The sequence below is a fragment of the Herbaspirillum sp. GCM10030257 genome, assembly GCF_042666555.1.
Taxonomy (GTDB): domain Bacteria; phylum Pseudomonadota; class Gammaproteobacteria; order Burkholderiales; family Burkholderiaceae_D; genus Noviherbaspirillum.
Genome location: NZ_JBHTDH010000001.1, coordinates 190,937 through 216,144 on the forward strand (window position 1 = coordinate 190,937; position 25,208 = coordinate 216,144).

Annotated in this window: 23 protein-coding genes; 6 read left to right on the forward strand and 17 right to left on the reverse strand. The window is 53.5% G+C overall.

Features of this window, described 5'->3' with window-relative positions; translation table 11 throughout:
- Positions 1 to 118 precede the first annotated feature (118 nt).
- A complete protein-coding gene (locus tag ACFQUU_RS00855) occupies positions 119 to 256 on the reverse strand; it encodes a hypothetical protein (RefSeq protein ID WP_382241244.1) in 138 nt (45 codons plus the stop codon).
- Between the two features lie 327 nt (positions 257 to 583).
- On the opposite strand from ACFQUU_RS00855, the gene ACFQUU_RS00860 reads away from it, so the two are divergent.
- A complete protein-coding gene (locus tag ACFQUU_RS00860; RefSeq protein ID WP_382241247.1) occupies positions 584 to 1,342 on the forward strand; it encodes a type 1 glutamine amidotransferase domain-containing protein in 759 nt (252 codons plus the stop codon).
- A gap of 323 nt (positions 1,343 to 1,665) precedes the next feature.
- Positions 1,666 to 1,977 (forward strand): DUF2471 family protein, encoded by a 312-nt coding sequence (locus tag ACFQUU_RS00865; protein ID WP_382241250.1) that lies wholly within the window; start codon positions 1,666 to 1,668, stop codon positions 1,975 to 1,977.
- 396 nt (positions 1,978 to 2,373) lie between these two features.
- Here ACFQUU_RS00865 and ACFQUU_RS00870 read toward each other — a convergent pair whose 3' ends face one another.
- The 5 genes from ACFQUU_RS00870 to ACFQUU_RS00890 all read right to left on the reverse strand — a co-directional run bounded on the left by ACFQUU_RS00870 (position 2,374) and on the right by ACFQUU_RS00890 (position 5,859).
- Positions 2,374 to 2,568, reverse strand: a complete 195-nt coding sequence (locus ACFQUU_RS00870) for a hypothetical protein (protein ID WP_382241253.1) — start codon at positions 2,566 to 2,568, stop codon at positions 2,374 to 2,376.
- A 564-nt stretch (positions 2,569 to 3,132) separates the two neighbouring features.
- Entirely contained in the window at positions 3,133 to 3,342 is a 210-nt protein-coding gene (locus tag ACFQUU_RS00875) for a hypothetical protein (RefSeq protein WP_382241256.1), read from the reverse strand.
- Between the two features lie 371 nt (positions 3,343 to 3,713).
- The gene (locus tag ACFQUU_RS00880) at positions 3,714 to 4,184 is read right to left on the reverse strand and encodes a host attachment protein (RefSeq protein ID WP_382241259.1); all 471 of its coding nucleotides are present in this window, start codon (positions 4,182 to 4,184) and stop codon (positions 3,714 to 3,716) included.
- A gap of 76 nt (positions 4,185 to 4,260) precedes the next feature.
- Positions 4,261 to 4,947, reverse strand: a complete 687-nt coding sequence (locus ACFQUU_RS00885; protein ID WP_382241262.1) for a methyltransferase family protein — start codon at positions 4,945 to 4,947, stop codon at positions 4,261 to 4,263.
- A gap of 42 nt (positions 4,948 to 4,989) precedes the next feature.
- Entirely contained in the window at positions 4,990 to 5,859 is an 870-nt protein-coding gene (locus ACFQUU_RS00890; protein ID WP_382241265.1) for an alpha/beta fold hydrolase, read from the reverse strand.
- A gap of 300 nt (positions 5,860 to 6,159) precedes the next feature.
- Here ACFQUU_RS00890 and ACFQUU_RS00895 point away from each other — a divergent pair, with 300 nt between their 5' ends.
- The gene (locus tag ACFQUU_RS00895; RefSeq protein ID WP_382241268.1) at positions 6,160 to 7,173 is read left to right on the forward strand and encodes an isopenicillin N synthase family dioxygenase; all 1,014 of its coding nucleotides are present in this window, start codon (positions 6,160 to 6,162) and stop codon (positions 7,171 to 7,173) included.
- 116 nt (positions 7,174 to 7,289) lie between these two features.
- Here the strand turns inward: ACFQUU_RS00895 and ACFQUU_RS00900 are convergent, their stop codons facing one another.
- The 6 genes from ACFQUU_RS00900 to ACFQUU_RS00925 all read right to left on the reverse strand — a co-directional run bounded on the left by ACFQUU_RS00900 (position 7,290) and on the right by ACFQUU_RS00925 (position 10,712).
- Positions 7,290 to 7,682 carry a nuclear transport factor 2 family protein gene (locus ACFQUU_RS00900; RefSeq protein ID WP_382241271.1) on the reverse strand — a complete coding sequence of 131 codons (393 nt, stop codon included), beginning with the start codon at positions 7,680 to 7,682 and terminating at the stop codon, positions 7,290 to 7,292.
- Between the two features lie 156 nt (positions 7,683 to 7,838).
- A complete protein-coding gene (locus ACFQUU_RS00905; protein ID WP_382241273.1) occupies positions 7,839 to 8,141 on the reverse strand; it encodes a hypothetical protein in 303 nt (100 codons plus the stop codon).
- Positions 8,142 to 8,620: 479 nt separating this feature from the next.
- Positions 8,621 to 8,830 (reverse strand): hypothetical protein, encoded by a 210-nt coding sequence (locus tag ACFQUU_RS00910; RefSeq protein WP_382241276.1) that lies wholly within the window; start codon positions 8,828 to 8,830, stop codon positions 8,621 to 8,623.
- 201 nt (positions 8,831 to 9,031) lie between these two features.
- Positions 9,032 to 9,607 carry a DUF3455 domain-containing protein gene (locus ACFQUU_RS00915; protein ID WP_382241279.1) on the reverse strand — a complete coding sequence of 192 codons (576 nt, stop codon included), beginning with the start codon at positions 9,605 to 9,607 and terminating at the stop codon, positions 9,032 to 9,034.
- Positions 9,608 to 9,768: 161 nt separating this feature from the next.
- Positions 9,769 to 10,323, reverse strand: a complete 555-nt coding sequence (locus tag ACFQUU_RS00920) for a fasciclin domain-containing protein (protein WP_382241282.1) — start codon at positions 10,321 to 10,323, stop codon at positions 9,769 to 9,771.
- Positions 10,324 to 10,538: 215 nt separating this feature from the next.
- The gene (locus tag ACFQUU_RS00925; protein ID WP_382241285.1) at positions 10,539 to 10,712 is read right to left on the reverse strand and encodes a hypothetical protein; all 174 of its coding nucleotides are present in this window, start codon (positions 10,710 to 10,712) and stop codon (positions 10,539 to 10,541) included.
- A gap of 278 nt (positions 10,713 to 10,990) precedes the next feature.
- Between ACFQUU_RS00925 and ACFQUU_RS00930 the strand changes: the two genes are divergently transcribed.
- Both ACFQUU_RS00930 and ACFQUU_RS00935 read left to right on the forward strand, forming a co-directional pair.
- Complete coding sequence (locus ACFQUU_RS00930; RefSeq protein ID WP_382241288.1) at positions 10,991 to 12,220, forward strand: DUF2325 domain-containing protein; 1,230 nt, start codon at positions 10,991 to 10,993, stop codon at positions 12,218 to 12,220.
- 148 nt (positions 12,221 to 12,368) lie between these two features.
- A complete protein-coding gene (locus ACFQUU_RS00935; protein WP_382241291.1) occupies positions 12,369 to 14,327 on the forward strand; it encodes a cytochrome c/FTR1 family iron permease in 1,959 nt (652 codons plus the stop codon).
- A gap of 167 nt (positions 14,328 to 14,494) precedes the next feature.
- Here the strand turns inward: ACFQUU_RS00935 and ACFQUU_RS00940 are convergent, their stop codons facing one another.
- The 4 genes from ACFQUU_RS00940 to ACFQUU_RS00955 form a co-directional block, all read right to left on the reverse strand.
- On the reverse strand, positions 14,495 to 16,990 hold the full coding sequence (locus tag ACFQUU_RS00940; protein WP_382241294.1) for an EAL domain-containing protein: 2,496 nt from the start codon (positions 16,988 to 16,990) through the stop codon (positions 14,495 to 14,497).
- A 585-nt stretch (positions 16,991 to 17,575) separates the two neighbouring features.
- The gene (locus tag ACFQUU_RS00945; protein WP_382241296.1) at positions 17,576 to 18,217 is read right to left on the reverse strand and encodes a response regulator; all 642 of its coding nucleotides are present in this window, start codon (positions 18,215 to 18,217) and stop codon (positions 17,576 to 17,578) included.
- A complete protein-coding gene (locus ACFQUU_RS00950) occupies positions 18,214 to 20,346 on the reverse strand; it encodes a PAS domain S-box protein (RefSeq protein WP_382241299.1) in 2,133 nt (710 codons plus the stop codon). The genes ACFQUU_RS00945 and ACFQUU_RS00950 overlap by 4 nt, the downstream gene beginning before the upstream one ends.
- 10 nt (positions 20,347 to 20,356) lie before the next feature.
- A complete protein-coding gene (locus ACFQUU_RS00955; protein WP_382241302.1) occupies positions 20,357 to 23,476 on the reverse strand; it encodes a CHASE domain-containing protein in 3,120 nt (1,039 codons plus the stop codon).
- A gap of 543 nt (positions 23,477 to 24,019) precedes the next feature.
- Between ACFQUU_RS00955 and ACFQUU_RS00960 the strand changes: the two genes are divergently transcribed.
- A complete protein-coding gene (locus tag ACFQUU_RS00960) occupies positions 24,020 to 24,181 on the forward strand; it encodes a hypothetical protein (RefSeq protein WP_382241305.1) in 162 nt (53 codons plus the stop codon).
- Positions 24,182 to 24,542: 361 nt separating this feature from the next.
- On the opposite strand, the gene ACFQUU_RS00965 is transcribed toward ACFQUU_RS00960, so the two are convergent.
- A complete protein-coding gene (locus ACFQUU_RS00965; RefSeq protein WP_382241307.1) occupies positions 24,543 to 24,947 on the reverse strand; it encodes an FKBP-type peptidyl-prolyl cis-trans isomerase in 405 nt (134 codons plus the stop codon).
- Between the last annotated feature and the right edge of the window lie 261 nt (positions 24,948 to 25,208).

The following is a 25,208-nucleotide window of genomic DNA, read 5'->3' on the forward strand; positions in this document are numbered from 1 at the left end:
TCTGATGCAAAGCGCGCCTTGTAAAAGGACATGGGACATTAACGCAACACGGCTGGTCGGCATGCAGTGATCTGAAATTGCGCCGGCGGCTTTCACACCGGCGCAATGAATTGCCGCGTCAGATAGCTTTGAGTACCAGGACTACCAGACCGGCACTAATGGTTGCGCCGACACAAGCTGCCGTCTGCATGCGGCGCAGGTGAAACAATGCGGCACGGCGGGCCGCTCGCGATTGGTCTTGCAGCATATTTTCCATAACTTGTCCCACGTTCCAGATCCGAATAGTGCACGTTGCACTGTAGCTTCAGTATAAGGACGCTTTAATTTCCGCAGTGTGATACATCGCACATACCTGCAGCAACAGCACTAAAAAGCAACACCTTGCGGCCGGATGCCAACTCGCCAGTACCTAAACGATGGTCGACCAAACCTCAGTCGATGTTCGGGTTCGACATCCGCAAAGAACTTCGCCGACGCATTGATATCAGAATGGCCATGCGAGCTTGTTATCTGCTGCGTTGCAGCAGGTCTTGTCTTCGTCAGTGTTCAGTTATCCAGTTTGTCTTTCCAACAAGGAGAAACCATGCCGAATTCAAACGCCCTTAAGGGCCGTCGCATTGCCGTGCTAGCAGCCGACGGCTTTGAAAAAATCGAACTGACCGCACCGGTTGCGGCGCTAGAAGCGGAAGGCGCTGTCGTCGACATTGTGTCATTGCATTCCGGCAGTATCCGTGGGGTCAACCTGCATGAACCGGCGAGCAAGGTGCGCGTCAATAAGACACTGCGCAAGGCAGACCCGGCTCGCTACGACGGCTTGCTGATACCAGGCGGCTTCATCAGTCCGGACCTTCTGCGTCAGTCGGCAGAGGCTCGGGCTTTTGTACGCGCCTTTGACCAAAGGCGCAAACCGATTGCAACGCTATGCCATGGACCCTGGGTGCTTGCTTCTGCCGGGCTGGCGGCTGGCCGCACCATGACATCCTGGCCGGGTATTCGCGACGATATTGTCAATGCCGGTGCAACCTGGCTCGATGCAGAGGTAGTCCGCGACGGCAACCTTGTCACCAGTCGGGGACCACAGGACATCATTTCTTTTATGCGCGCCATGACTGAACTGTTCATGGAACAGGCCCCCATCTTTGCCGGTATAGCACAGGCTGCGCATTCCGATCCGCAGCGTGAAGCGCCACCCGAACTGATGGTGCAGGCAATACGCTGGATGCCACGACCTTCTTTCCGCACGGTACTTGGCCTTGCAGCGTTAGGCGCAGGCATCATCGCGATGAACCGCACGCGCAACGGAAATATCGGCGCAACACAAGCCAGCCCTTCCATAATGTAAGCAACTAATCAACAAAAGGCAGGACAACGTGGTTTTTGCTGCGCCACATTGTCCACTTGTCAGGCCCGTCACGTTGCCTGTTCAACAAAAGGCAGGACAACGTGGTTTTTGCTGCGCCACATTGTCCACTTGTCAGGCCCGTCACGTTGCCTGTTTATTCATCAATCAAGCGGCTGTTTCGCACACCGAAAAGCCGCTTGATCACTAACACAAAATCCACCCTCGCAGACTGGCAATACAGAGTGAAAACTGCGGTAATCCTGCGTCCGTAAAGGCCCGTTTTCGCTTATACTGTGCACCCATACAGTATCGCAGTTGTTGTCATGATGAACTTGTTTGAAGGCTACAAACTTAACGCAGTAAAAGCACGTCTGGACGTCGCTATCACTAACATCGCAGAACGCCACCGCACTGCCGGACGCGTGCTGACCTGGCGCCTGATTCACGAAATTGAACAGGAAGCTCTCGAGACACTCAAGCAGGCTGGCGACCTTGAAATGAAGTACATCCAGATGGTCCGCTCTTCTCAATGGGGCTATGTGCCACGGGTCAACCAGCCAGCCGATCTTGAAGGCTATGAAGAATTACCGGTTGCAGTCACTACGATTCGAAAGGCTTATAAATCTTTTCACTAATCAAGCATTAGCGAATCAGTAAAGCAGCAGGCAGAAGTAAAAAACACCGCGGCCGTCATAAAGACGGCCGCGGTGTTTTTGTATCAGCACTGTGAGTTATACCAATCCCAACCCATAACGCACCATGACATCGCGTCTTTTCCCGCCTGCCTGCGTTGCACTCGTCGTCAATAGCCCGCTATTGACTCCTCCTGCGCCTTGCCAGTCAAAAAAATCCATCGATCTCATTTGTCACGTTATAGGTTGGGATTGGTATTAGACGCGAGTTGGCCACGCCGCATTTCTCTCATCGGCCATTGCTGCAGACTAACCAGTTTCTACATGCAAAGCCTATGTCTGCTGTCGCTTCACCAAAGACGAAACTGACGTAAATGAAGCGTCCTTTTGTTGACACCATTAACTACGGAGTAGCAAAAGTTCAAGATCTTCCAGCGTCGGTGGTGCGTACGCAGACACGCCTTCGTCTCGGGTGAAATATGACAGGGAGCCGTACGCATGAATGAATGTTGCACCGGCAAGCACAAACAGCAAAATAGCAAGCAAAGTCACCATTTCCATTCCCCCTATAAATACACGCAATGATTTCATCATGCATGCTTCTAGGCGATATTGATTTATGACAATGCGGTAATTTGTTTTGAACCGGAAATACATCATCAATCGTCAATTAGGCAGAACGTTGCATTGACGCTTTGTCTTCGCATTAAAACTCGGAAGCCGGGTGCAAAAAACCAAACAAGAAACACGCGCTGTGAAGTTCGCCAAGGTTTCATCAGGGAATCAGCGAGCCATTGTAGTTCCTCTATCAATTCAATCAACAACCACAACATTGCGATTGAACAATGCTCGTCACTTTTCCACTGGCATCCTATGCTTATTATCAAGGAGGCCGCAATGCAAACATTATTACTGGAAGCGCACGATCAGTGGGTCATCCTTTTTTATATCGCTTGCTCTGTTGGGGCAATGCTTTGGTCCATGCGTAATCGTGGATAACATCTGGCAATAGTGGTTGTCTTACCTGCTTATTTCTAGTGTGTCTTCACGTAAAAAACTGGGAATGATGCCCCAAGAGTAGTGAGCACTGACATGCATTATTGCCGTGCATGCGGAGGCGCCTCATGCACGCCCCGGTCGCAAGCCAATCAAAGTAAATCAAATTACGAGCGTCGCATCGGATGGTATTACCTGCAATACCTTGCCCATGCTGCGCTGCACTTCCACCTTGTATTCCGCTTTGGCCAGACGCACAAGATTGAGCAGCGATTGGCGCAATACATATTCTTCTCGTGCAGTAGCGTCTGCACCCAGGGTGGCGTTTACAAGGTTCTCGATAGCGACTGCAGTGGTAAACTCGGTATGCATCGTGGACTCGGTGAAAAGTGATTTAAGGAAACCAGAGTATCGCCTGTCATCCCTCGGTCACACTTGACGATGCGCAACCTTTCTTCGGAATTGTCCTACAAGACCTCAGGATAACCGTCGTAGTCATACGGTCGTTGTCCTAACGGCTTTAACACCAAGATTTCTTGCATTTTCGCAATTCGATCGAGCCAGTTTGCGGTTAGTGCAATCGTACTGCCCGACGACCGGCATACTGTGTCGACCGTCGAGACCATGCATGGCTTCCTTTCATCGCAGAAACCTGTCGTCAAGATCATGCGGAAGCCACATTAAGATGCAGGGCTATGTGCTTGCAAACCTTGCGTCTCACGAGCTTCACGAGTCGGCGCGTATCAGCTCTTCGCGTTATGCGCACGAATTTGCTCCAGCAATTGCTGCGGACTGAACTGCGTATAGTCCTTATCGATTTCAAAACTCACAGCCGATTCCAGTTCTGGAGCAAGCAAGGTTCGCAACATGCCGAGAAACTTTGGCGATACGACCAATGAAAGCTTCTGGAACTTTCCATCACGATGCGCCTGCAACAGGTAATCGGCAATATCCCTGGCAAACAATTCTGCTTCATGCTTGTCAGGTGTCTGCGGCGGTTCGTACGTCTTGCCAGGTACCGGTGCCCCGGTGTTATGGATGCTCTTTGATGCGGAGGTCGGGCCACGCTTGTCGCTTTCCGTACTTTCCACCATGCGCAGTCGCGAAGCTTCATTGACCATGTCGTTGATTTCTTCCAAAGAGTCCGAAGGCTGTGCCTGGGAAAAGAACCTTGCCCGGCTTGCATTTGCTGAAACGATCCAAGTTGCGTTCATATCATCCTCGTTAATACATTGGAAAAATCTTCGATGCCCGAAGCACCGCAAACGTTCCGTTTAGTGGAGGGAAAGCTTAGCGCGATTGCCGAGGCAAAACTGCATCTTTCGGGGTCTTCACAAAAGGCAATGACGGCCAGAAAAATGGCATGCCCTTGTTGCGATACGCGCGATAGACATCGCCATAGGCATCAACAAGCCGCGCTTCTTCATGCGCCGATCCAAGCACGAAATACACTGTACTGACGATATTGAATCCAAGCCGGCGCGTCGTCATGTGCGGCGTCAGCCAGAACAGCGGAATGCCGGAAAAATTAAGCGGATGCCTGCTTGACTGAAAGGGTCCTCCGGCGGCGAGGCAGCCGTTATCCATAATCTCCGGACCTTGTGCGACGGGTCCGGCAGGTATGGGCCGGCCTTCGCGATACGCGCTGAAATTGCGCAATCCCGCCCAGCGTGTAAAGCCGATCGCGTGCAAACCTGACAGCAAATGCAGTGCCCCTGCCGCCTGCCCCAGGCGCATGAGCAACGCAGCAGGGCCAGTGATCCGATACACCGTCTTCTTGGGCAGGGATGCCGCATACGTGACCAGCCACGCAAAGCCCAAGACCGACTGCCCGACAAACACTAACCGGTACCCGGCATCGCGCCGATGATTCCCGATAAGCTTGCCGGTTGCCTGCTTGGCGGTGCGCGTCGCCAGGGCGCTATGAACGGCGGCAAAGGCAACGGTCGCCAGTGTGATTCTCAACATGGTTCGCATGTAGCTCTCATTCACTCCAGAGTGAAACAGCAAGGGATGACATCAAACGGAAACACCGAGAAACGCCAGCAGTGCGCGATTAACCTCGTCCGGCGCTTCGTTCTGTACCCAGTGGCCGGCTCGCGGGATACGATGGATACGTACGCGCGGCGCAAAGCGCGCCACACCATCCAGCAAGAACAAGCCAAGCGCCGGATCGCGCTCGCCCCAGATAACAAGGGACGGCACCTCGGTGCGTGCCGACCGCGCCAGGTCCATGCCGTCTGACATCATGTTCTCCCGGTAGTAGTCCACCGCCGCCTTCAATGCACCGGGCTGCGACAAGCTTTCAACGTACTGTGCAATGTCTGCGTCACTGAATGCATCTCTGCAAGCGGGAAGGGTCTTGAACATCTGCCGCACCAATGAAAAGTTTCCCGCAGAGAGCAGCTTTTCAGGAAGATAAGGCAACTGGAAAAAGCCGACATAAGTGCTACGCAAGAATTGCGACGTGCGCCAGACTTTTTCCATGTACACCTGCATGTGCGGCGCATTGAGAATGACGAGCTTATCAAGCATGGCAGGATAAGCACCAGCAAAGGCCCAGGCAATGATTCCACCCCAGTCGTGCCCGACGATCGTTGCCCGCTGATGCCCTGTTGCGCTGACGACGGCGGCGACATCGTTCACCAGCTTGTTCAGATTGTAGTCACGGCGCTGGGCTGATACATCCGACGGCGGATAACCGCGCAGGTTGGGTGCCCAGACGGAAAAACCGGCTGACGCCAATGCCGGAATCTGGTGGCGCCAGGAATGCGCATTCTCGGGAAAGCCGTGCAACAGGATGACTGGACGGCCTTTACCCGCGACCTGCGTGTAAAGGCGCAAGCCGTCTGCCCTGATCATCTGGTATCCATTGAGCACTTGTGCCACGCAATCTCCTTTCGCCAATGCGTGATGCAAGTGACGTGCCTGATCCACGTTCAGTCGGATCGTAATGATGCATCAACGCCAGAGTGCTTGATGGCATACCAGATCATGAGCAGAAGAATGACACGTGAAGCATGAAATGCTTCTTCCGCTCGAAAGGGCAAGCACCGCCTGTTTTTGGATCAAGGTAAGATACCGAGAGCGTCGGATCCAGAGAATGTCTCGACATGGATTTTTATGTGACCGCAACATGCGCGCGCCGCGATTGCTTACCGATATCCGAATATTTTTTCAGGAGTTCTGATGCAAGTTCCCGTCATTGATATCTCGCCTTTGGTCGCAAGGTCATCCGGTCGCGATGAGGTCGCACGACAGATCGGCGCAGCCTGCCGTCTGCACGGATTTTTCTATATCGTCGGCCATGGTGTCGACCCGGCTTTACGGGCGCGTCTCGAGTCTCTCAGCCGTGTGTTTTTCTCGCAGAGTGAGGATGACAAGATGCGCTTGCGCATGGCACTCGGCGGCAAGGCATGGCGAGGCTACTTTGCCGTCGGCAATGAGCTGACGTCAAACCGGCCGGACTGGAAGGAAGGACTGTACCTTGGAACCGAACTAGGCCCAGACGATCGCAGAGTGCACGCAGGCATACCGCTGCATGGACCAAGCCTGTTCCCCGCGTTGACTGGTTTCAGAGAAACGGTGCTGACTTACCTTGACGCGCTCACCAGCGTCGCGCATCGGCTGATGGAAGGCATTGCCCTGAGCCTTGATTTACCGGCTGATTATTTTGCGGCGCGCTACACGACTGATCCTTTGATCTTGTTCAGGATCTTTAATTATCCAAGCCGCCCTGCACCAGAGGACATGGAGGTGCTTTGGGGTGTTGGCGAGCATACCGATTACGGATTGCTTACCATTCTTGCGCAGGATGATGTCGGTGGACTTCAGATAAAAACCACGGAAGGCTGGATCGATGCGCCGCCAGTGCCCGAAAGCTTTGTCTGCAATATCGGCGATATGCTCGACCGCATTACGGGCGGGCGCTACCGCTCGACGCCTCACCGTGTGGCGCTGAACAACTCCGGACGCGACCGTCTTTCCTTTCCTTTCTTTTTCGACCCGAGCTTCGATGCCATGGTCCGTCCCATCGAAGGCTTGCCTGGTGCACCCGACGATAGTGCCGCGCGATGGGACCGCGCGAACGTCCATGCATTTTCAGGCACCTATGGCGATTATCTGCTCGGCAAAATAGCCAAAGTATTTCCTGAATTGCACAGCAGTGTAGAAATCAATGATGCCGGCTTTGCCGAAAAATAACGCAAAGATCACTGCGCATTTTTTACTCGGATTACTTAATCGTGCTCAGTGCAAAAATTGATATCGTATTGATGGGCGAGGCAAGGATTTAAGTTAGAGCGCTTTCGCCCATTCGCTCAGCTCGCCTCATATTTATTGCCGGCGGTAGCGCGAATCGGATGGGTATCATAGATAAGGGTAAGGTAACTTACCTTATCGCTCCCTTCTTCAAACTCGAACAAGTCCATGACCTTGAAGGTGATCAGAGTGCCGTCGGTGACAGTCCAGTCGTACTGAAAATAGGCGGTGGCGCGATTGGAACCTGTCGTGCTGGTGAATACGTCGATGGGTGTGATGAGGTTACGCGTGGATGCGCCCTGCAAGCGTGCAAAGAATGGGCCGGCGTGCATTTCGCCGAGAAATGGTGACAGCACTTTGCCATCGGGGGCGAAGAGATCGACGATGGTGCCGTAGTCGCTCTCTCCCAGCGCTTTCATGTATTTGTGAAGCACTTCAATATAGGCTTGCATAACCGTCCTTCGAACAATCGGAATAGACAATCATACCGCAAGGCTACCGGCCTTATCTCGTGCCTGGACACTCACTCCGTGCTTAACAAGCGCCGAGAACGAGCGTGCGCGATGCTTCTGCGAGACGCTGTACCGTTCCAAGCGTGACGACAGGACTTAACGCCGCCAGCCGCCATATCCGCGTCCATAACCGCGTCGATGGTGATGATGATGTCCCCCACCACTGCGGAAATTCAGGCCAAAGCCGAAATACACAGGCGGCCCTACGTAAACGGGGGCCGCATACACAGGAGCCGGCGCAGCATAAACAGGGTCGACCGGATAAGCTTGAGGATAGGCGGATTGTTGGGAATAGACGGGAGCGGAAGAATAAGCTCCGTATGGCTGGTCATACGGTACGACAGCACATCCGGAAAGTGCCATGGCAATAAAAACCGGAATCAGAAGACGCTTCATCATAGACCTCGGGTAATTTATCCATCTTAGATGTGTATTCCCGGGAATCGCTCGCTTGTACCAATTTGTTACCTTTATCGTCGCATCGAGCCGACACGGCGTTGCGCCTCGCGTTTTGATCTTATATTTACACCTGTCAATTTCTGCAAAATTTGATTCATAACAATAAACCAGCAGGCTTAGGGATGTAGTCGCGCCCGTTTCTGTAACATGCCACCCCATGCAACTCGACGAGTAAGCCGGCGTCTTTAGTGAACAGGCCGCATCCACCGGAGCTGGCGGTCGGAAGGAATACCAGCACCACTTTATTATCAACATCGTTAATCAGTTTGGCCTAGGGCTGACATTAACGATGATTCTTATTGGCAATAGAAAGCAGGAAAGGCCATTGTGATGGTAAGACACAATGATCGCTCGCTAGTGCGTGAAGATAGCTGCAGTGCTGCGCTTGTTGGCGTAACATCGTCCCCGATTGAATAGCCTTACTCCGGCGTCGGCATTTTGCCGTAGGAATGTACCAGGTTAAGCACCCGCATCAGTTCTTCCGGACTTTTCGCATTGAAGTCGCCAAGATGGTCGTTGGTCAGCGAGTAAAGCTTAAGAATGGTTCCGGCACCACCTTGGTCTACAACATGAATCTTTGCGATATGCGCCAGGTTGACGTGCCAACCATCACCAATTTCAATGAACATACATGGCCCTCAGCTCAGTTTCTATTGAAGCAATAGACCACGGGTTCATAAAACAATTCTTGGTCCGAAAAATTAGCGGCTACGAGCCTTCGGTCAATTTTCCGATCTTCAACATAGATTCACTCCCCAAGTGATTTTCACGTAGCTAAGTGCCAACATCTCGCCGGCGGCATGACCGGCGGCCCTGTCGGTGATGGTAAATCAGGCGGCCTTCCAGAATATATAGTCAGCCTGATACCTGACGATCTCGCGTTTTCCCTTCGTCGCAACCTTGCATTCTGATGCCGGCGCTACGCCCCCTTTCAGGGCGACGCGCTGAATGAAAGTAATACCATTCATCAGACCGCTGCCACTGGCAGGGTTTGCCTTGACGAGTTGGTAAGGCAGGTTGCCGGTACCTGCCGGTGCGACAGCCAACTGCGCGCCGGTTACCTTCGAACCATCCATGGCTTCCCAAGTGGCCGGCGGGCCATAGTAACTGCCAAGCTGTTTGCCGCCGCGATCATTGAGCGCCGCCTTCGGGCCAACAAACACCCATTCGGTCTGACCCGCAGCGTTTGCCTTGTCGCGGCATTCGTAAGTAATTTCGCCCACCCCAACCGTCTCCAGCGCTACCTTATTTCCGCTCGGGACCTTGATTGCATCCGGGAGCGAATCCTGTGAATAGGTACTCGTCACGGGCGACATGGATGACATCGAGCCGCATGCGGTAAGGAGTGCAATGGCGCAGGCCTGGGTGGCGGTTGCAAGGACTTTGAACTGACGTGATCGATACATGGTTTCCCCGTAAATTGGCACGAGAGCAGCAGCGCCACAAGGTAGTGCGGCGACATGAACGGGCGAGACAGTCTCCCGGAAGAAAGGCGCCGTCAGGCGTCACTTCATGCTCTCGCTATGGTTTGGAATAGCCGCGCGTGGTATAGCGGGCCTTACGCTGTTTACTGCGGCATCAGCACGGTATCCACCACATTGATAACGCCATTCGACTGCATGACATCATAGGTACTGATGTTGGCGGCGGCGCCCTTCTCATCCATCACCTGAATGTTATGCATGCCGTTCATGGCAAACGTCAGCTTGCCGCCTGCTGCTGTAGCAAGTGTTGCTTTGCCATTCTGTTTCTTGATTTCCTGCTGCAGGCTGCTGAAATCATATTTTCCGGGGACAACGTGGTATGTCAGCACTTTGGTCAGTGTCGCCTTGTTCTCGGGTTTGAGCAGTGTGTCGACTGTCCCGGCAGGAAGTTTGCCGAATGCGGCGTTAGTAGGCGCGAACACAGTAAACGGTCCTTTGCCCTTTAGAGTATCGACCAGACCAGCTGCCTTCACGGCTGTGACCAGGGTGGTGTGATCGGCTGAGTTGACGGCGTTGTCCACGATGTCTTTTGTCGGGAGCATGCTTTGTCCGCCCACCATAACGGTATTCTCGGCCATGGCGAAAGGTGCGGTGGAAAATGCAGAGGCGATAATGATTGCTGCGGTCAGTTTGCGCATGATGGGTCTTCCTTCGTGTGATTGGTTTGAATTGGCACTGCGAAGGGATATACGCGGCAGGTAGAAAAACGGATTCAGGCACATGCAAAGTTTTTGTTCGTGCGCTTCCTGTCAGTCATGCAGATATCTAAACGTTTCTACAAACGCATCGGCTCCGTGTCTGGAAATGCTCGCAACGAGTGTTGGAACATGAGGCGGCACGAACGCAGGCGTAACTACACCGCAGTACGATCAGGGTCGGCGTCCAGCCTGTGTTTATCGAAGGTAATCCATGCTTCGCCTGCCTGCTCATGGGCATGCCGGTAGCGTGTGGCCCATACTTCCACACGCCCTCGCACCGACTCGGCAAAACTTGCTTCAAGGCTTTTTTTGAGCTGACTCCATTGCATCGGAAAGCGCCATCCTTTCAGAACGAAAAACCATCCCCTGTCTGATCCGATTCAATGCTTGCCTTTCGTGAATGGGGCGAATGACTTGTAGGTCTCTACATCCGTTCGCTGGACACTTTGCACTTTTAGACCATCCCTAAATCCTTGTACTTACGGAAACACTTCACAGCGCTCGCATTGCAAAGCAAAACAAATGCGAATAATTCTCATTTATAATGAGATACCAAAGGAAGCCTCCAGCCACCTTTCCCTGGCCGCTTTTGCAATGGAGTCAATTCATGTGTCGTACAGAACGCACTCTTTCTACTTCCTGCCCTCAACCGCAGTCGACGCCATCCGGATTTGCCCGGCGTCGCCTTTGGGAGTTGTCGTCGCATTGTCACTGTCCGTTGATCGGCGTGTGCCTGCCACTGGCGACGCTGCACAGATTGCTAGCAAAGGCCGTGGGGCCGTGCATGGAATTGAGCGATTACGAGGCACATACAAGGACGGTGGCCGCCTGCCCCGGCCGCAGCCCGTTTACCAAGCTTCTGCAGCGCGAGCTGGACCAACGGCATGCTTTGACGATCGTGCGCTTCAGAGCGGCGAAAACGGCAGAAGAACTGGAAGGCCTGTGGATGCAGGCACTTGATTCCGGTGATATCGCCGGCGCGTTCTGGGCAGCTGTCACGCACGGCCGATGCCATGCGGTGCTGGAGGAGCGCCTGTGTCGCGACATGCATATGCTTCAGCACCAGGCGGGCGCGGAAATGCGCGAAAGCCGTGTCCGGCTTGCCGCCATGAAGAAAGAAAATCAGGAACTGGCCGATGAGCTGCGCCGCACCCAGGAACGAAGCAAGCGAGTACAAAAGGAAAAGCTCGAAAAACTGGAGTGGCTCGATGCAGCATTGATACGTGCACGCGCTGACAACATCGCCAAGGATACTTTGATCGGCAGCCTGCGCGCGGAACTCGACGACCTGAAGCAAGCGGTTCCCGACCTGTTGCCTCGCTTGCAGCTTAAACAGCAGATTGCACGATTACAGGAACGTGTTGCCATGCTTGAGCAGCAGAACATGATGGCGAAAATGGCATGCACAATGATCCCAGGAGAAGCAGCCAACAGCAATCTGCCCCAAAACGAAGTTACCGTGCCGCAGGCATCGACACATGAAGACGCTACGGGCACCGTGGCGCTCGCCAGGAAGCACGTGCTATGCGTCGGCGGGCGCGACGGCAACGTGGCCGGCTATCGCAAGCTGATCGAACACGTGGGTGGCCGGTTCGCGCATCATGACGGCGGACGGCAAGACAACCTCAAGCAACTCGATAACAGCCTTGCGGCAGCCGACCTTGTCATTTGCCAGACCGGCTGCATCAGTCACAACGCGTACTGGCGAGTCAAGGAACATTGCAAGCGCACTGGAACGCGCTGCATGTTCATTGATAATCCAAGCATGTCGACACTATCGAAAAGTCTCGACGAATTATCGACTACCGCGACCGCATTGAAGGACGAGCGAAAATGATCTCGCTCATGACTTCGCTTGCGACACGTTCTGCAACAGCCGGATTGTTTCGGATAAGCGTATTCCTATGCATCATCAAACAGAGCGTCTACCTGGATCATGCAGGTCAGGCAGCCCACGTCGACCAAAGCCCAGATCAAGTCATTCCATGAAACCGCCTGTCCGACACGCGCTGCCGAGCAACGCCCTTTTACTGCGCGCCTGCATGCTACTGTTTATCGTGGCCTGTATCGTGACTATCAGCATGCCTGCCGTCGCAGCACCCGGCGACAACGAAAAAGCTCAAACTGTTGTCCACATGCTGGACTATATCGGCGTGGATTATCCCGAGTTTGTGCAGGACGGCAAGATCATGAATGCCGAGGAATACCAGGAGCAGCGCGAATTTGCGACACAATCCCTTGCGCTGCTTGCGCAACTGCCGGTGGTTGCAGGTCATACGGCGCTGCTGAACGACGCGCGGCAACTACTTGCGAAAATCGACGCCAAGGCAGCGGGATCAGAAGTCTCGGCGCTGTCGGGCAGACTGCGCGCCGATATCATCCGCGCTTATAAGCTAAGTGTCGTTCCAAGGCAGACGCCCGATCTGACGCAAGGCGCACGCCTGTTCGCCGCACAATGCGCGGCATGTCATGGCGCCGAGGGTCGCGGTGACGGCCCCCTCGCAAAAGGCATGGAGCCTTCGCCCAGTGACTTCCATGACGAAGCACGGATGACGCAGCGCAGTCTGTACGGCTTGTACAACACAATCAGCCTAGGCGTCGGCGGTACGCCGATGCGCGCATTCAGTGAGTTTTCCGAAGCTGACCGCTGGGCGCTCGCGTTCTTTGTCGGCAGTTTGCGCAGTGATGACGACAGCGTGGCAAAAGGCGAGGCCGCCTGGCGTCAGGGTAAAGGCAAGACGCTGTTCACGGGCATGCAGCCGCTTGTAACGCTGACGCCAAACGAAGTCGCGGACAAAGATGGCAACCTGGACGCTGTGCGCGCCTATCTGACGCGCCATCCGGATGCCATCCAGGCAGCCAAACCGGCGCCACTTGATTTCACGCGTACCAAGTTGGAAGAGACTGAACAGGCATACCGCAAGGGTGAGCGCGAAGCCGCGCGTCAACTTGCGATTGCCGCTTATCTGGAAGGCTTTGAACTGGTAGAAAGTGCGCTGGATAACGTTGATGCACCGCTGCGCACGGACATCGAACGCGAAATGATGGCACTTCGCGCCGCGGTCGGCGATGGCAAGCCGGCAGACGCGATTTCCGAGCAGGTCAAACGCATCAATGCATTACTCGAACGCGCCGAAGAAAAGCTTTCCGGCGGCAATCTCTCGCCCACCGCTGCCTTTGTCAGCTCGCTGCTGATCCTGCTGCGCGAAGGACTGGAAGCCATCCTGGTGCTGTCCGCGATCACGGCATTTGTGGTCAAGACCGGCCGGCGCGATGCGCTGCCCTACATCCATGCAGGGTGGATGGGCGCGGTAGCGCTAGGTATCGTCACCTGGCTGGTGGCGCGCTATGTTCTCAGCATCTCAGGCGCCAACCGTGAACTGACGGAAGGATTTACTGCCCTGCTCGCGGCCGCCATGCTCTTGTATGTCGGTTACTGGCTGCACAGCCGCTCCAATGCGCAGGCCTGGCAAAACTTCATTCGTGATCATGTCAACGCGGCACTCGGCAGACGTACACGGTGGGCCATGGCAGGCATTTCCTTTCTTGCCGTTTATCGTGAACTGTTCGAGGTCATTCTGTTCTATGAAACCCTGTGGGCCCAGGTCGACGCGGAGGGACAGGGAGCGGTCATCGGCGGCATCATCGCGGCGGCAATCCTTCTGATACTGCTTGGTGGCGGCATCCTGCGCTACAGCGTGCGCCTCCCGATTGGCCCATTCTTCGCGGCGACATCCGGACTGCTGGCATTGATGGCGATCGTGTTTGTCGGCAACGGTGTAGCAGCGCTGCAGGAAGCCGGCGTGCTGCCTTCCACCCTCGTCAACTTCTTCTCGCTGCCGTTGCTGGGCATTCATCCCACTTCACAGGGATTGGCCCTGCAAGCGGCCACCTTGCTTCTGGTAATAACTGGCCTGTGGTTTAACCGGCGCAAGGGTGCGTGACGGACTGTTCGCTGATGTCAAGGCTGGTGCAGAATGAGAAAGGGCTGGATCCCGTATCAAGCAGTTAAGCCGTACGAAGCCACCATGAGTAAAGCGAGTCTTGCGCGGATAGGCACATGCCTGCAATTGCAGACATGTGCCTTAGAAGTGCACACCGTTGCGCCGTTCTAGCGCGCGTCTTTCCCGTTCTGTATGTACATCATGAATTCATCGATGATGACAGGCTTGGAGAACAAAAAACCTTGATAGGCATTGCAGCCGTGCCTGGATAGAAATTCCAGCTGGGGCTCGGTTTCAACTCCTTCGGCAATTATGGTCAAACCAAGGTTATGGCCCATTGCAATGATGGCTTGCACGATGGCGGCATCAGTCGCATTGTCGGGAATCCTGCCGATGAAGGAGCGATCAAGCTTTAACTGCTCCAGTGGCAGGTACCTTAGGTAGGAGAGTGACGAATATCCTGTACCAAAGTCATCGAGGGAAAACCGGATGCCATGTTCTTTCAACGCAGAGATCTTGGTGACAGCATCCTCGATGTCCTTGACCAGAACGGTCTCGGTCAGCTCCAGTTTGAGCATTTCAGGATTGGCCCCGCTCCGACGAACTGTATCCAGCACATCGCTGACAAATTCAGGTTGATGGAACTGGCGGGCGCTCACGTTCACCGCAAGCGTAAGTTGCGCTGTATGCGGTGCCTGCGCCCATTTCACCAGTTGTGCGCACGCTGCTTCCAGCACCCAGTGGCCCAAATGGATAATCAGCCCGCAGTCCTCTGCGACCGGAATAAACACATTTGGCGGGACGTTCTTGTATGCCGGATGGGTCCATCGTAACAGCGCTTCGGCACCGATAGCCTGTCCCTGATTGTTCAACTGGGGTTGGTAATGCAAGACGAACATGTTGTTCTGGATGCTTTCTCGCAAACCGGTTTCCAGCGCCACTATTGTGCTGACAGCATCCTGCATTGCTGGATCATAAAAGCGGGCTGTATTGCGACCGGCCGCCTTGGCCCGGTACATCGCCAGATCTGCACGCTTGAGCAATTCGTCGATGCTACTGACCTGGCTGTCCAGCAGTGTGATGCCAATGCTCGCCGTGCTGGTGTGCTGGAATCCGCCAACTTCACAGGGTTGGCCGAGGGCGGAAAGGATTTTTTCACCAATCGACTCTGCCTGGGTTGCAGCCTCTATGGCATCATCGCTGAGTTCTTCAACGAGCACGACAAATTCATCACCACCAAGACGCGCCACCGTATCAATTTCCCTTACGCACGCAGTCAATCGCCTGGCTGACTCTTGTAACAGCACATCCCCCTTTTGATGGCCTTGCGTATCGTTGAGAAGCTTGAAGTTATCCAGATCGACGAACATCACCGCTCCCATACGGTGAGTGCGCTTACTTTTTAGCATGGCACGTTGCAAGCGGTCACGCAGCAGTTGTCGGTTAGGCAGCCCCGTCAACTGGTCATAGAACGCGAGGCGCAGGATTTCAGATTCCGCGTTCTTACGTTCAGTAATGTCGCGGACGTAGACGGATACGCCGTCTTCCGAGGGATAGACCTTGACTTCAAACCAGCGATCGACAAGAGGGGAAAAGAATTCCGATTCAACTGCAGATGCCGTTGCTACCGCGCGTTGGCATTCACGGTATATCCTGCTTTCTACCAATTCAGGAAATTCATCCCACACCACTTTCCCGAGCACGCTGGATCTTGGCTTCTTCAGCATGCGTTCTGCCATGCCGTTCATATAACTGACATGCCAGTCCTGATCCAGTAACACAAAGCCGTCCGACATATTCTCCAGTGTCGTATTCAGGCGATGTGCTAGTGACTGGGCTCGTTGATCGGCGATCTTTCGCTCATGGATATTGGTGGCGATGCCATACCACTTTACTATTTTTCCCGCTGCATCCATGACTGGCTTGGCGGTGACTGCATACCAATGATATTCGCCCGAGTCGACATGGATAACGCGGAACTCGATGTCGTACACGTTACCGGTACTCACTGACTCGTCCCACGCTGCAACACAGCGCTCAACGTCGTCCGGATGGAGCGCAGCCAGCCAGCTATCGCCGGTATCATCCAGGGTTACCCCGGTACAGTCTGTGTAGACCTGATTCAGGTAATCGAGCGATCCGTCAGGTTTCGCTGTCCAAAGGATATGTGGTATGGAATCGGCAAATTCCCGAAAGCGCTGTTCGGCATGCGTAAGAAGGACTTTCTGGTCATTTACCTGTTGTGTCAGCAAGCGATTATTGTTGCTGACAATGTCGCTGTACTCCTTTAATCGCAACAGGTTACGTATCCGCATCGACAATTCAAATCGGTCTACCGGCTTGGACAAAAAGTCGATGGCACCTGCATTCAGACCTAGCATCCCGGACTGGCGATCATCGAGCGCACTTACCATCACGACAGGAATCGATGTCGTCTCGGAATTCAGCTTAAGCTGGCGCGCCACCTGAAATCCGTTCATTTCAGGCATCAGTGCATCAAGCAGAATCAAATCCGGTGGCGATTCTGCGACGATGGACAGAGCCTCTCGACCGCTAGTCGCCGATTGGAGGATATACCCTTCCGGAGCCAGCATGGTCTGGATCATCCGGATGTTTTTAGGTTCGTCGTCGACAATGAGAATGCGTGAAAACCGGTTAGACACGACGGTCTCCTATACCGTTGAATTTTTTGTAAGTGAGGATGAATACGGGCGGCCAACTCTGGGGCTGGCGCTGCCAGCAATCAGATCAAGTCGAATCGATTGAAGTTGAAACGAGAAGGCACTTGACGATCGCCGGTCGCAAGCGTTTCGCCATAGGGGAACGCCGATGCGTGTGGCACAAACTGCACAGTACGGATGGACGCGAGATGCGATGCTACATTCTCCAATGCTTTTGAGAGGCATATCGCTAATCGAAACAGCTCTCCGCTATCGACAACTTTCTTTTCATTTGAACACTCAAATTCGATCGGCCGTCGATATGTCTAAGGCACTTAATGCGATGGTTGGTATGAATCAGTATCTTGAATCAACGCGCAGGCGGTCACAAGTCGTCTGCACGCCGAATTGACCGCTAGTTGCAACGCAATATTATGAGATGCGGCCTATATACACTATCAGTGATTTCTGATCCGATTGTCGTCAATGTGACGTGCTTCTGTCGTAGTTTTTACGACAGGATGTCGGCCTGGTTCAAGATAATGGCAAAACAGGAAATCGGCATCTGTGCGTCCGACGGATTTATCCTCAAGGACCTTCATCGACTATGCCATGTTCGATGGCATAACGAATGATCGCCGCATTCGATGTCAGACCTATCTTGTCAAAAATGCGTAAGCGGTAGGTATTGACAGAACTGATACTGATCGCCAGTTCCGCGGCAATCTGTTTGATCGGCTTGCCGGCGCCCAGCTTCGCCATTACCTGCAATTCACGCCCGGTGAGAGACTGATGAGGAACCACGCTTGCCGGCTGCCGCACATCCAACGCCAAAAGCTCCGCCAGGCGCGAGCTGACGTAGGTCCCGCCGGCCATGATTTTTTTTATCGCCTTGATCAGTTCCTCGGCTGCCATGGCTTTGGTAATGTAGCCGGAAGCGCCAGCCTTCAATGCGCGGATGGCAAAACGCTCTTCAGCATACATACTCAGTATCAGCACAGGAATCTGTGGAAAACGCCGGCGTAGCTCTTCCAGACCTTCGAGTCCGTCGCATTCCGGAAGGCTGATATCCAATATCACCATATCAGGTGCATATTCACTGGTAGCCCGCAAGGTCTGCGCAAGATCGGCAGCATCGGCAACAATCTGAATGTCTTTCTGTGGACGGATGATTTTTCTTATCCCCTCGCGAATAAGTTCGTGATCATCCGCTATGACAACGCGTATCAAGTTTGTCCTCCACGCAAGGCTCCCAGCGTGGCCGCTTGGGAATAATGGTTCCCGTTTTCTGCAAGCGGAACCGTCGCGGCGACCAGCGTCCCGCACGTCTTTAGCGCTCCCACAATCAACTTCCCTCCGACGATTGTCGCTCGTTCGCGCATGCCCTTTAATCCGATCGACTTCTTGCTCCGTACCTCGGCCAGTGCGATACCGACCCCATTATCCATCACATGAAGCCGTGCACGGTTACCGCGGGAATCGATGATGATGTGTACCCGGGATGCATTGGAATGCCGAAGAATGTTGGTCATCGCTTCCTGAAATATGCGGAATAATGCAATCGTACCGGCATCGCTCAATTGATGCACATCCAGCCTTGCATCGAGTTTGCAGCGGATTTTCGTGCGTCGTTCGAAGTCACGCGTATGCCACTCGATCGCTGCAACGAGGCCCTGGCTTTCCAGTTCGGGAGGACGAAGCTCTGTCGCCAGCCGTCGGACGACCTGAATCGACCTGTCGATGGTGTGGCGGGCAGATCGCAGTTCCTGCAACACTGCCTGCTGCGACATGATACTGGCTTCAGAAGCAAAGTCATCCTCCAGTAGTTTGATGTCGATCTTTGCTGCAGACAAAATCTGACCCAGCTGATCATGCACCTCCCTTGCCAGTGCGCAGCGTTCTTCCTCCCGTGCCGATTGCAGACGTTCATACAGGCTGCGTAATTCCCTTTGCGAAGCCATCATATTTTCTTCGGTTCGCTTGCGCTCGGAAATGTCGAAGCAGGTGCCGATGTATCCGAGAAATTCGCCATTCATGTCATAGCGCGGCGTCGCTTCATCCAGCACCCAGCGGTAAGTGCCGCGCGCATCCAGAAGCCGATATTCGGTTGTAAAAGCGATGCGTTGATCGATATTTGCCTGCGCCCGTTCTATTGTTTCAATATCGTCGGGATGTATTCCTTGCATCCAGCCCGTGCCGGCTTCTTGCGCGAGCGAACGTCCCCTGAAGGCCAGCCAGGTGCGGTTGAAGAAAATGTATGACTTTTCCGTATCCGACATCCATACCATACAAGGCAACACCTCCATGACTGTATGGAACTGATGCTCCCTTTCCCGTTTTTCGATGTCAAACCTGTTAACGCGACGGACCGTGTCTTCAAGTCTTGATCGCAATGCTTCATGAAAATCCGCCTGCGTATCGTCATTCGGCCGCATTGGATTGACAGCCAGGACTATGTATCCGTTAGGACGGCGGCATTGGACGTCGCACAGCGGCATGATACAAACCTGTGTCGGCTCGGCCATGGGGAGACTGTCCCTGGCCCAGCGCAGTACGCCGTTTGGTAAGGGCTGTGTGAACCTGACAGGCGTCGTCAGGTCCATCAAGCCTTTGTAAAAACCATCATCTTCCGGATCGAGACGCTCGGGGCTAAGCGGCGAACCACGTTGAATACCTGCGGCGGCGACCAGCTCCATGCCGGATCGATCCGGTTTCGTCTCATACCAGAGTCCAAACGGCAGATCCTGCGCACATTCAAGCACCGTCTTTTCGAAGGCCGCGTAGGCACCATGCATGTCAGCCGCGTTTGACAGGTTTTCGAGGTGCATGCGTGCGACATGGTCACGCCGCTTGTGGACGAATTCTGTTGTGGTTTCCCAGACCGTGACGAATACGCCGATGACTTGCCCCGTCTCATCGGCCAGCGGGCTATACGAAAACGTGAAATAGCACTCTTCGAGAAATCCGTTTCGCAGCATCGGGAGTAACTTGTGCTGCATGGACACCGCCCGATTGGATTGCATGACCGCGGTGAACTGCGTCTCTACAAAATCCCAGATCTCATGCCATGTTTCGGCGGTCGTTATCCCGAGTGCTTTCGGATGTTTGACTTCACCAAGAATAGGAATATAGGCATCGTTATATAGCTGGATGAAACGCGGCCCCAAGGCAATGTAGACGGGGACTGCACAATCGAGCATGATCGACACGGCCATTTTAAGACTGGTCGACCAGGCACTCGGACAGCCCAGCTCCGTCCTGCTCCAGTCGAACTCCCTGATGCGCGCCCTCATTTCTCCTTCCCGCAATAGAAAGCTCAGGCTTGGGTCCGAAGCAAAAATGGCGGTATTACAAGTCATGTAGCCATCTCTATTTTGTGGAGGCAGTCGATAAGAGGGATCTTGATGTCAGGACCTGACGTACTTTCTTGGCTAACTGTTCTTCATTGTATGGTTTGCTAAGTAGCTGTACACCTTTTTCCAGGCGCCCCCCGGTAGTAAGGGCATTGCGCGTATAACCTGACGTGAAGAGAATGCCGAGCCCCGGCAAAAGTTGGCTCGCTTCTTGTGCTAATTGCGTGCTGGATACAGGACCAGGCATAACGACATCAGTAAATAGGAGATCCACGTTATGGTTGTTTTTTAACATTTCCAAACCGGCACTTCCATCATGGGCCTCCATCACCTTGTATCCGAGGCGCGTAAGCATTCCAACGACTGTCATCCGCACTTCGGAATCATCTTCCACCACGAGGATGGTTTCATGGCCTCCAATGATCAGTCCCTGGTCTGGCGACGTGTCCGGCTCTTCCTGCTGTAGCACCCTTGGCAGATAGATCGTGATGGTCGTCCCTCTACCTGCTTCACTATCAAGCCGGATGTGTCCACCGCTTTGGGTGACGAAGCCATAGGCCATGCTTAATCCAAGTCCGGTGCCTTCGCCGATTGACTTGGTGGTAAAGAAGGGCTCAAATGCCTGTTCGGCTATTTCAGGCGCCATGCCGATACCATTGTCTATAACAGCAATTTGCACATACTCGCCATAGTGAAGAGATGTCGGCAGAGATATTCCCTTAAATCCCTGGTGAACGTTCTTCATTTCAATGAGCAAGCGGCCGCCGTTCGGCATCGCGTCACGCGCGTTGATAGCAAGGTTGAGAACAACGTTCTCTAACTGTCCGCGGTCGGCAAAGATATTCCATAGCTCTTTGGTCGCTCTGGTCTCGAGTTCGATGGTCTCGCCCAAAGCGCGCCGCAGCAGATCATCCATTGCCTGTATTACCCGTAAAGGATTTAACGCGATCGGCTGCAGTGGCTGACGTCTGGCAAATGCCAAAAGTTGCGATGAAAGTTTTGCGCCCCGGTCTACCGCTGCCATGATGCTGGTCAGGCGCTTCTCCACTGCAGGTTGGCCGGCCAAGATATGTTTGAGCAATTCAATGTTGCCCCCGACTGTCTGAAGTACGTTGTTGAAGTCATGCGCGACGCCACCGGTAAGCTTGCCCACTGCCTCGAGCTTTTGCGCATGCTGAAGTGCTGTTCGGGTTTCTTCAAGGGCGCGGGCGCGTTCAGCTTCGTTTTTCTCCGCCGCCTTCCGTTCTCTGATGTCCCTGATAAATGCGCTGCCGGCATATCCGGAGGTCTGTGGAATTCCGGCGACTGCCAGTTCGACAGGAATAAGGTTTCCGAACTTATCGACGGCATCCATTTCGATGACCTGGCCAATCACGCTTTCAACTCTGGATGAGGTAATGCGCAATATTTCAGCGCGGTGTTCCGCGCGTGCATCGGGTGGGACGATAAGCTTCGGCAGTTCGGTGCCAATTGCTTCTCCGGCGGTCCAGCAAAAAATCTTTTCAGCTTTCGCATTCCAGTCCGTGACACGGCCTGAAGCATCCCAGGCAACAAAAGCATCGTGGGAATTTTCCAGAATCACCTGTATACGGCGTTGCTCCATGGCGAGCCGGTTGTTCGATTCACGAAGTGCATCTTCATCCTGTTTGCGTGGCGTGATGTCGGTATGCGTCCCGATTGCACGAAGCACCGTACCGTCTTCCTTTCGACTAACCGCGGTACCCCGCGCCAGTATCCATTTCCAGCTGCCGTCCTTGCAACGCAACCGGAATTCGTTGAAGTAGCCCTGGTCCCTGCCTTCCAAGAATTGCGCAGCGACGCGCGATGCGCGCTCTTTGTCGTCAGGATGAATGAGTCGCTCCCATTCGGATCTCTGACCCCTGATGTCTGTATCCGCATACCCCAGCATCTCTTTCCAGCGCTTTGAATACATCATCTCGCCCGTTTCTGTATTCATGTCCCAGACCCCATCACCCGCGCCTTCAAGCGCATACTTCCAGCGAAACTCGCTTTCACTTAGGTGGTGAGTCATGTCGTTTGCCAGCGAGAGGGCACGGCGACGCCCCGAAGCGAGCGCCCAGACCAATGCGGAAAGCATAGCGCTGGTCAGAACGCCGCCTAGCGCAATAATCGTCGGCATGGCACTGCCGAGGCGCTTTTCGAACGATGGACTTGATCTTATTTCAAGCGTCCACGGACGGCCACCGACCAGAATTCGGCGTTCCGTATGAAAAAAGGACGGCTGATACCTTAAGGTCGGCGCCGAGGCGTTTTCAAGCGAATAGTAGAGTTTTGAACGTTCTGAAACTTCGTTGCCATCATAGATAGCGAGAATAATGTCGCTGGAGCGCTCGCCGCCAAGACCTTCCATCAAATCGTTCATCCGGAAAGGGGCTCCTATCCACGCAAACAGACTGGCTCGCCTATCCGCAACAGTCAGTGTTGGGGCGCCACGGCGATAGACCGGGAAATACATGACCAGCCCAGGTTGCTCGTCTTTGCCATTTTCCTGAATCAGTTTTACCTTCCCCGAGGCAGCGGCCTGACCGGTATCCCTGGCACGCTCCATTGCTTCACGACGAATGGGATCTGTCAGCATGTCAAATCCCAGAGCGCGCAGATTCAATCCCGAGAACGGTTCAATATGCGTAATGGACGAATAAATAGCACGCTCGGATACCGGGAAAATTTTGTAATCCGGAAATCCTTCTTTTCGTACGGATTCTTCATGCGCCTGCCTGTCGGCGCTGTGCACGATCTTCGATATCGCGATGCCCTGGATGCCTGGGTAAGTATCTTGCAGGCGCAATGATTCAACGTACAAACGGAAATCTTCACGACGGATATCTGGTGAGCCAAGCAAGAACGCCTGAACACCGCGCTGCACTTGCTCGTACGTCGCCATGCGCTCTTCGATATGCCGGGATGTCTGGCGGACCTGGAAGTCGAACTCTGTCTGGAGCGCGCTTCGAGCATCATTTTGAGCATTCCGCCACAAGCCTATGGTGGTAAGGAGGCCGAGCAAAAAAATGAGGGCCGCCAATAGTTCCGGAGCCAGGAACATCCTGTCAGCGGAGCTTGGCTTAACGTTATCCGGCTTTCCGGCGCCAGCATCTGTTACATCTGGAGAAGTCATAGTCCTTATTGCATACGAATGCGATCGCCGATCAAAGTCCTGCTTCAGGTGGCCAACATTGAATTAACGACAATGAAATCCGGTAGCTTAAGCACGTTAGACAAGTTGTTTGACCATATAGAAACTGTTCGACCAATGGTTTTCAAATTAGTGGCCTGGTATCAAAAGAATACGTTATTCATCAAACGAGCCCACTGATACGCGGAGGACCGCTTTCATCCCATTGTCCTTTAGGAAGACTTTGTTCTTTGTTATGTGCGATGTGCGACCTCTGCAGGCAATTTCGCTTATAGCGATTTCCTGTAATCAACAGATAGTTGAAAAAACGCATAGGTCCTATCTGTACGCAGGGTAAAGCAGGCTAATGGAAGCGACCCGTAGAGGATGCACTTTCTCACGTTGATATCTATTAAATTGAAAGCATTTTCCACAAACATTCACAAATCGAATAACTTCACATCACTACTTGAAATTGGGAATGTTGATGGGCGAAGCCTATATTGTCTTCAAGAGCACAAGACATTTAAAGTTAAAGGAAAAGCCATGACAACTCTCGCACTCAACGCCGCTAACCGTTCTTATACATTCCTGACAAGCTTCATCGACGCCTTGGACAAAGCCGTCGCAATGGCCAAAGCCATTCATCACGACCGCCCGAGCGCAGAAGACATGCGAAAAGTACGTGCGATCGCTGAGACGATCTAAGAAGCTTTCGGCAGTTATCGCAATGGCATGGCCCGCTAGAAAAAGGCCAGTATGCATTTGAGCAGACACGGTCTGCTCAAATAACATTAAAGCAGTCTTTCGATGTCGCGTAATAAGCGGGACTGGCGGGCACCGGTAAGTGCAGCACACATCAACACGGATTCTACGTATGCATGCTGCACCGTGACGGCAGGTAGTCACCGACTACAAGAGCTTGTAGCTTAGGGCTTGCACCATCGGCAAAACGACATGCCATACGGCTAATAAAACCCGTTTCGCCATCGTCGTAGTGCATTTGCTTCCCTTGCCTTAGCTGCCACCCAGACCGTGTTGTCCATACCGCTTTGAAACTCGAAGAACTCTATTGAATCCCGAGGAGTTCAACTTCGAAGTTAAGGTCCGCGTTTGGCGGAATCACGCCACCAGCTCCGCGCGCACCGTATGCAGTTTTTGCCGGGCAAAATAATTTTGCTTTCTCGCCTACGTTCAATTTTTGAACGCCCTGTGTCCAACAGGGGATGACTCCTGACAAAGGAAAGCTAATAGGCTCTCCGCGCTTGTACGAACTATCAAACTCGGTACCGTTCTGCAGTGTTCCTCGGTAATGTACCTTTACGGTATCCGAAGCCTTGGGACTCGGTCCCTTTGCGGTCTTGATTTTCTGCACTTTGACACCCGAATCGAGCGTTTCAACCGCCTCGTCGGCCATAGCCGCAGTACCTGCCATCATGGTGACCACGGCGAACAGTATGGAAAATTTCTTCATGCAAACTCCTGTAAAAGTAAAAGAGACGTAGGAGCCTAGCAGAGTGTGGGCTCTCTCGCATGATTGCTTAACGTGCAGGGCTATACCAAAATTTTCTCATACTGGATTGCCGGCTTGATACGGGCGGCATGAATAAGTACCTCCTTCAGATACCGCGTTCAAATACCACGCCCGGCGCATTGTTTTATCTGCCGCCTACTTTTAGAGAAAGATGTCGCTTCCGGGACACGGAGATTCATGACAAAATACTGTATGCTTGTA

Bases quoted from the DNA above. Each gene is read 5' to 3' on its own strand.
- ACFQUU_RS00855 (WP_382241244.1), bottom strand. From the start codon at position 256: ATGGAAAATATGCTGCAAGACCAATCGCGAGCGGCCCGCCGTGCCGCA.
- ACFQUU_RS00860 (WP_382241247.1), top strand. From the start codon at position 584: ATGCCGAATTCAAACGCCCTTAAGGGCCGTCGCATTGCCGTGCTAGCA.
- ACFQUU_RS00865 (WP_382241250.1), top strand. From the start codon at position 1,666: ATGATGAACTTGTTTGAAGGCTACAAACTTAACGCAGTAAAAGCACGT.
- ACFQUU_RS00870 (WP_382241253.1), bottom strand. From the start codon at position 2,568: ATGATGAAATCATTGCGTGTATTTATAGGGGGAATGGAAATGGTGACT.
- ACFQUU_RS00875 (WP_382241256.1), bottom strand. From the start codon at position 3,342: ATGCATACCGAGTTTACCACTGCAGTCGCTATCGAGAACCTTGTAAAC.
- ACFQUU_RS00880 (WP_382241259.1), bottom strand. From the start codon at position 4,184: ATGAACGCAACTTGGATCGTTTCAGCAAATGCAAGCCGGGCAAGGTTC.
- ACFQUU_RS00885 (WP_382241262.1), bottom strand. From the start codon at position 4,947: ATGCGAACCATGTTGAGAATCACACTGGCGACCGTTGCCTTTGCCGCC.
- ACFQUU_RS00895 (WP_382241268.1), top strand. From the start codon at position 6,160: ATGCAAGTTCCCGTCATTGATATCTCGCCTTTGGTCGCAAGGTCATCC.
- ACFQUU_RS00900 (WP_382241271.1), bottom strand. From the start codon at position 7,682: ATGCAAGCCTATATTGAAGTGCTTCACAAATACATGAAAGCGCTGGGA.
- ACFQUU_RS00905 (WP_382241273.1), bottom strand. From the start codon at position 8,141: ATGATGAAGCGTCTTCTGATTCCGGTTTTTATTGCCATGGCACTTTCC.
- ACFQUU_RS00910 (WP_382241276.1), bottom strand. From the start codon at position 8,830: ATGTTCATTGAAATTGGTGATGGTTGGCACGTCAACCTGGCGCATATC.
- ACFQUU_RS00915 (WP_382241279.1), bottom strand. From the start codon at position 9,607: ATGTATCGATCACGTCAGTTCAAAGTCCTTGCAACCGCCACCCAGGCC.
- ACFQUU_RS00920 (WP_382241282.1), bottom strand. From the start codon at position 10,323: ATGCGCAAACTGACCGCAGCAATCATTATCGCCTCTGCATTTTCCACC.
- ACFQUU_RS00925 (WP_382241285.1), bottom strand. From the start codon at position 10,712: ATGCAATGGAGTCAGCTCAAAAAAAGCCTTGAAGCAAGTTTTGCCGAG.
- ACFQUU_RS00930 (WP_382241288.1), top strand. From the start codon at position 10,991: ATGTGTCGTACAGAACGCACTCTTTCTACTTCCTGCCCTCAACCGCAG.
- ACFQUU_RS00935 (WP_382241291.1), top strand. From the start codon at position 12,369: ATGAAACCGCCTGTCCGACACGCGCTGCCGAGCAACGCCCTTTTACTG.
- ACFQUU_RS00950 (WP_382241299.1), bottom strand. From the start codon at position 20,346: ATGACTTGTAATACCGCCATTTTTGCTTCGGACCCAAGCCTGAGCTTT.
- ACFQUU_RS00955 (WP_382241302.1), bottom strand. From the start codon at position 23,476: ATGACTTCTCCAGATGTAACAGATGCTGGCGCCGGAAAGCCGGATAAC.
- ACFQUU_RS00960 (WP_382241305.1), top strand. From the start codon at position 24,020: ATGACAACTCTCGCACTCAACGCCGCTAACCGTTCTTATACATTCCTG.
- ACFQUU_RS00965 (WP_382241307.1), bottom strand. From the start codon at position 24,947: ATGAAGAAATTTTCCATACTGTTCGCCGTGGTCACCATGATGGCAGGT.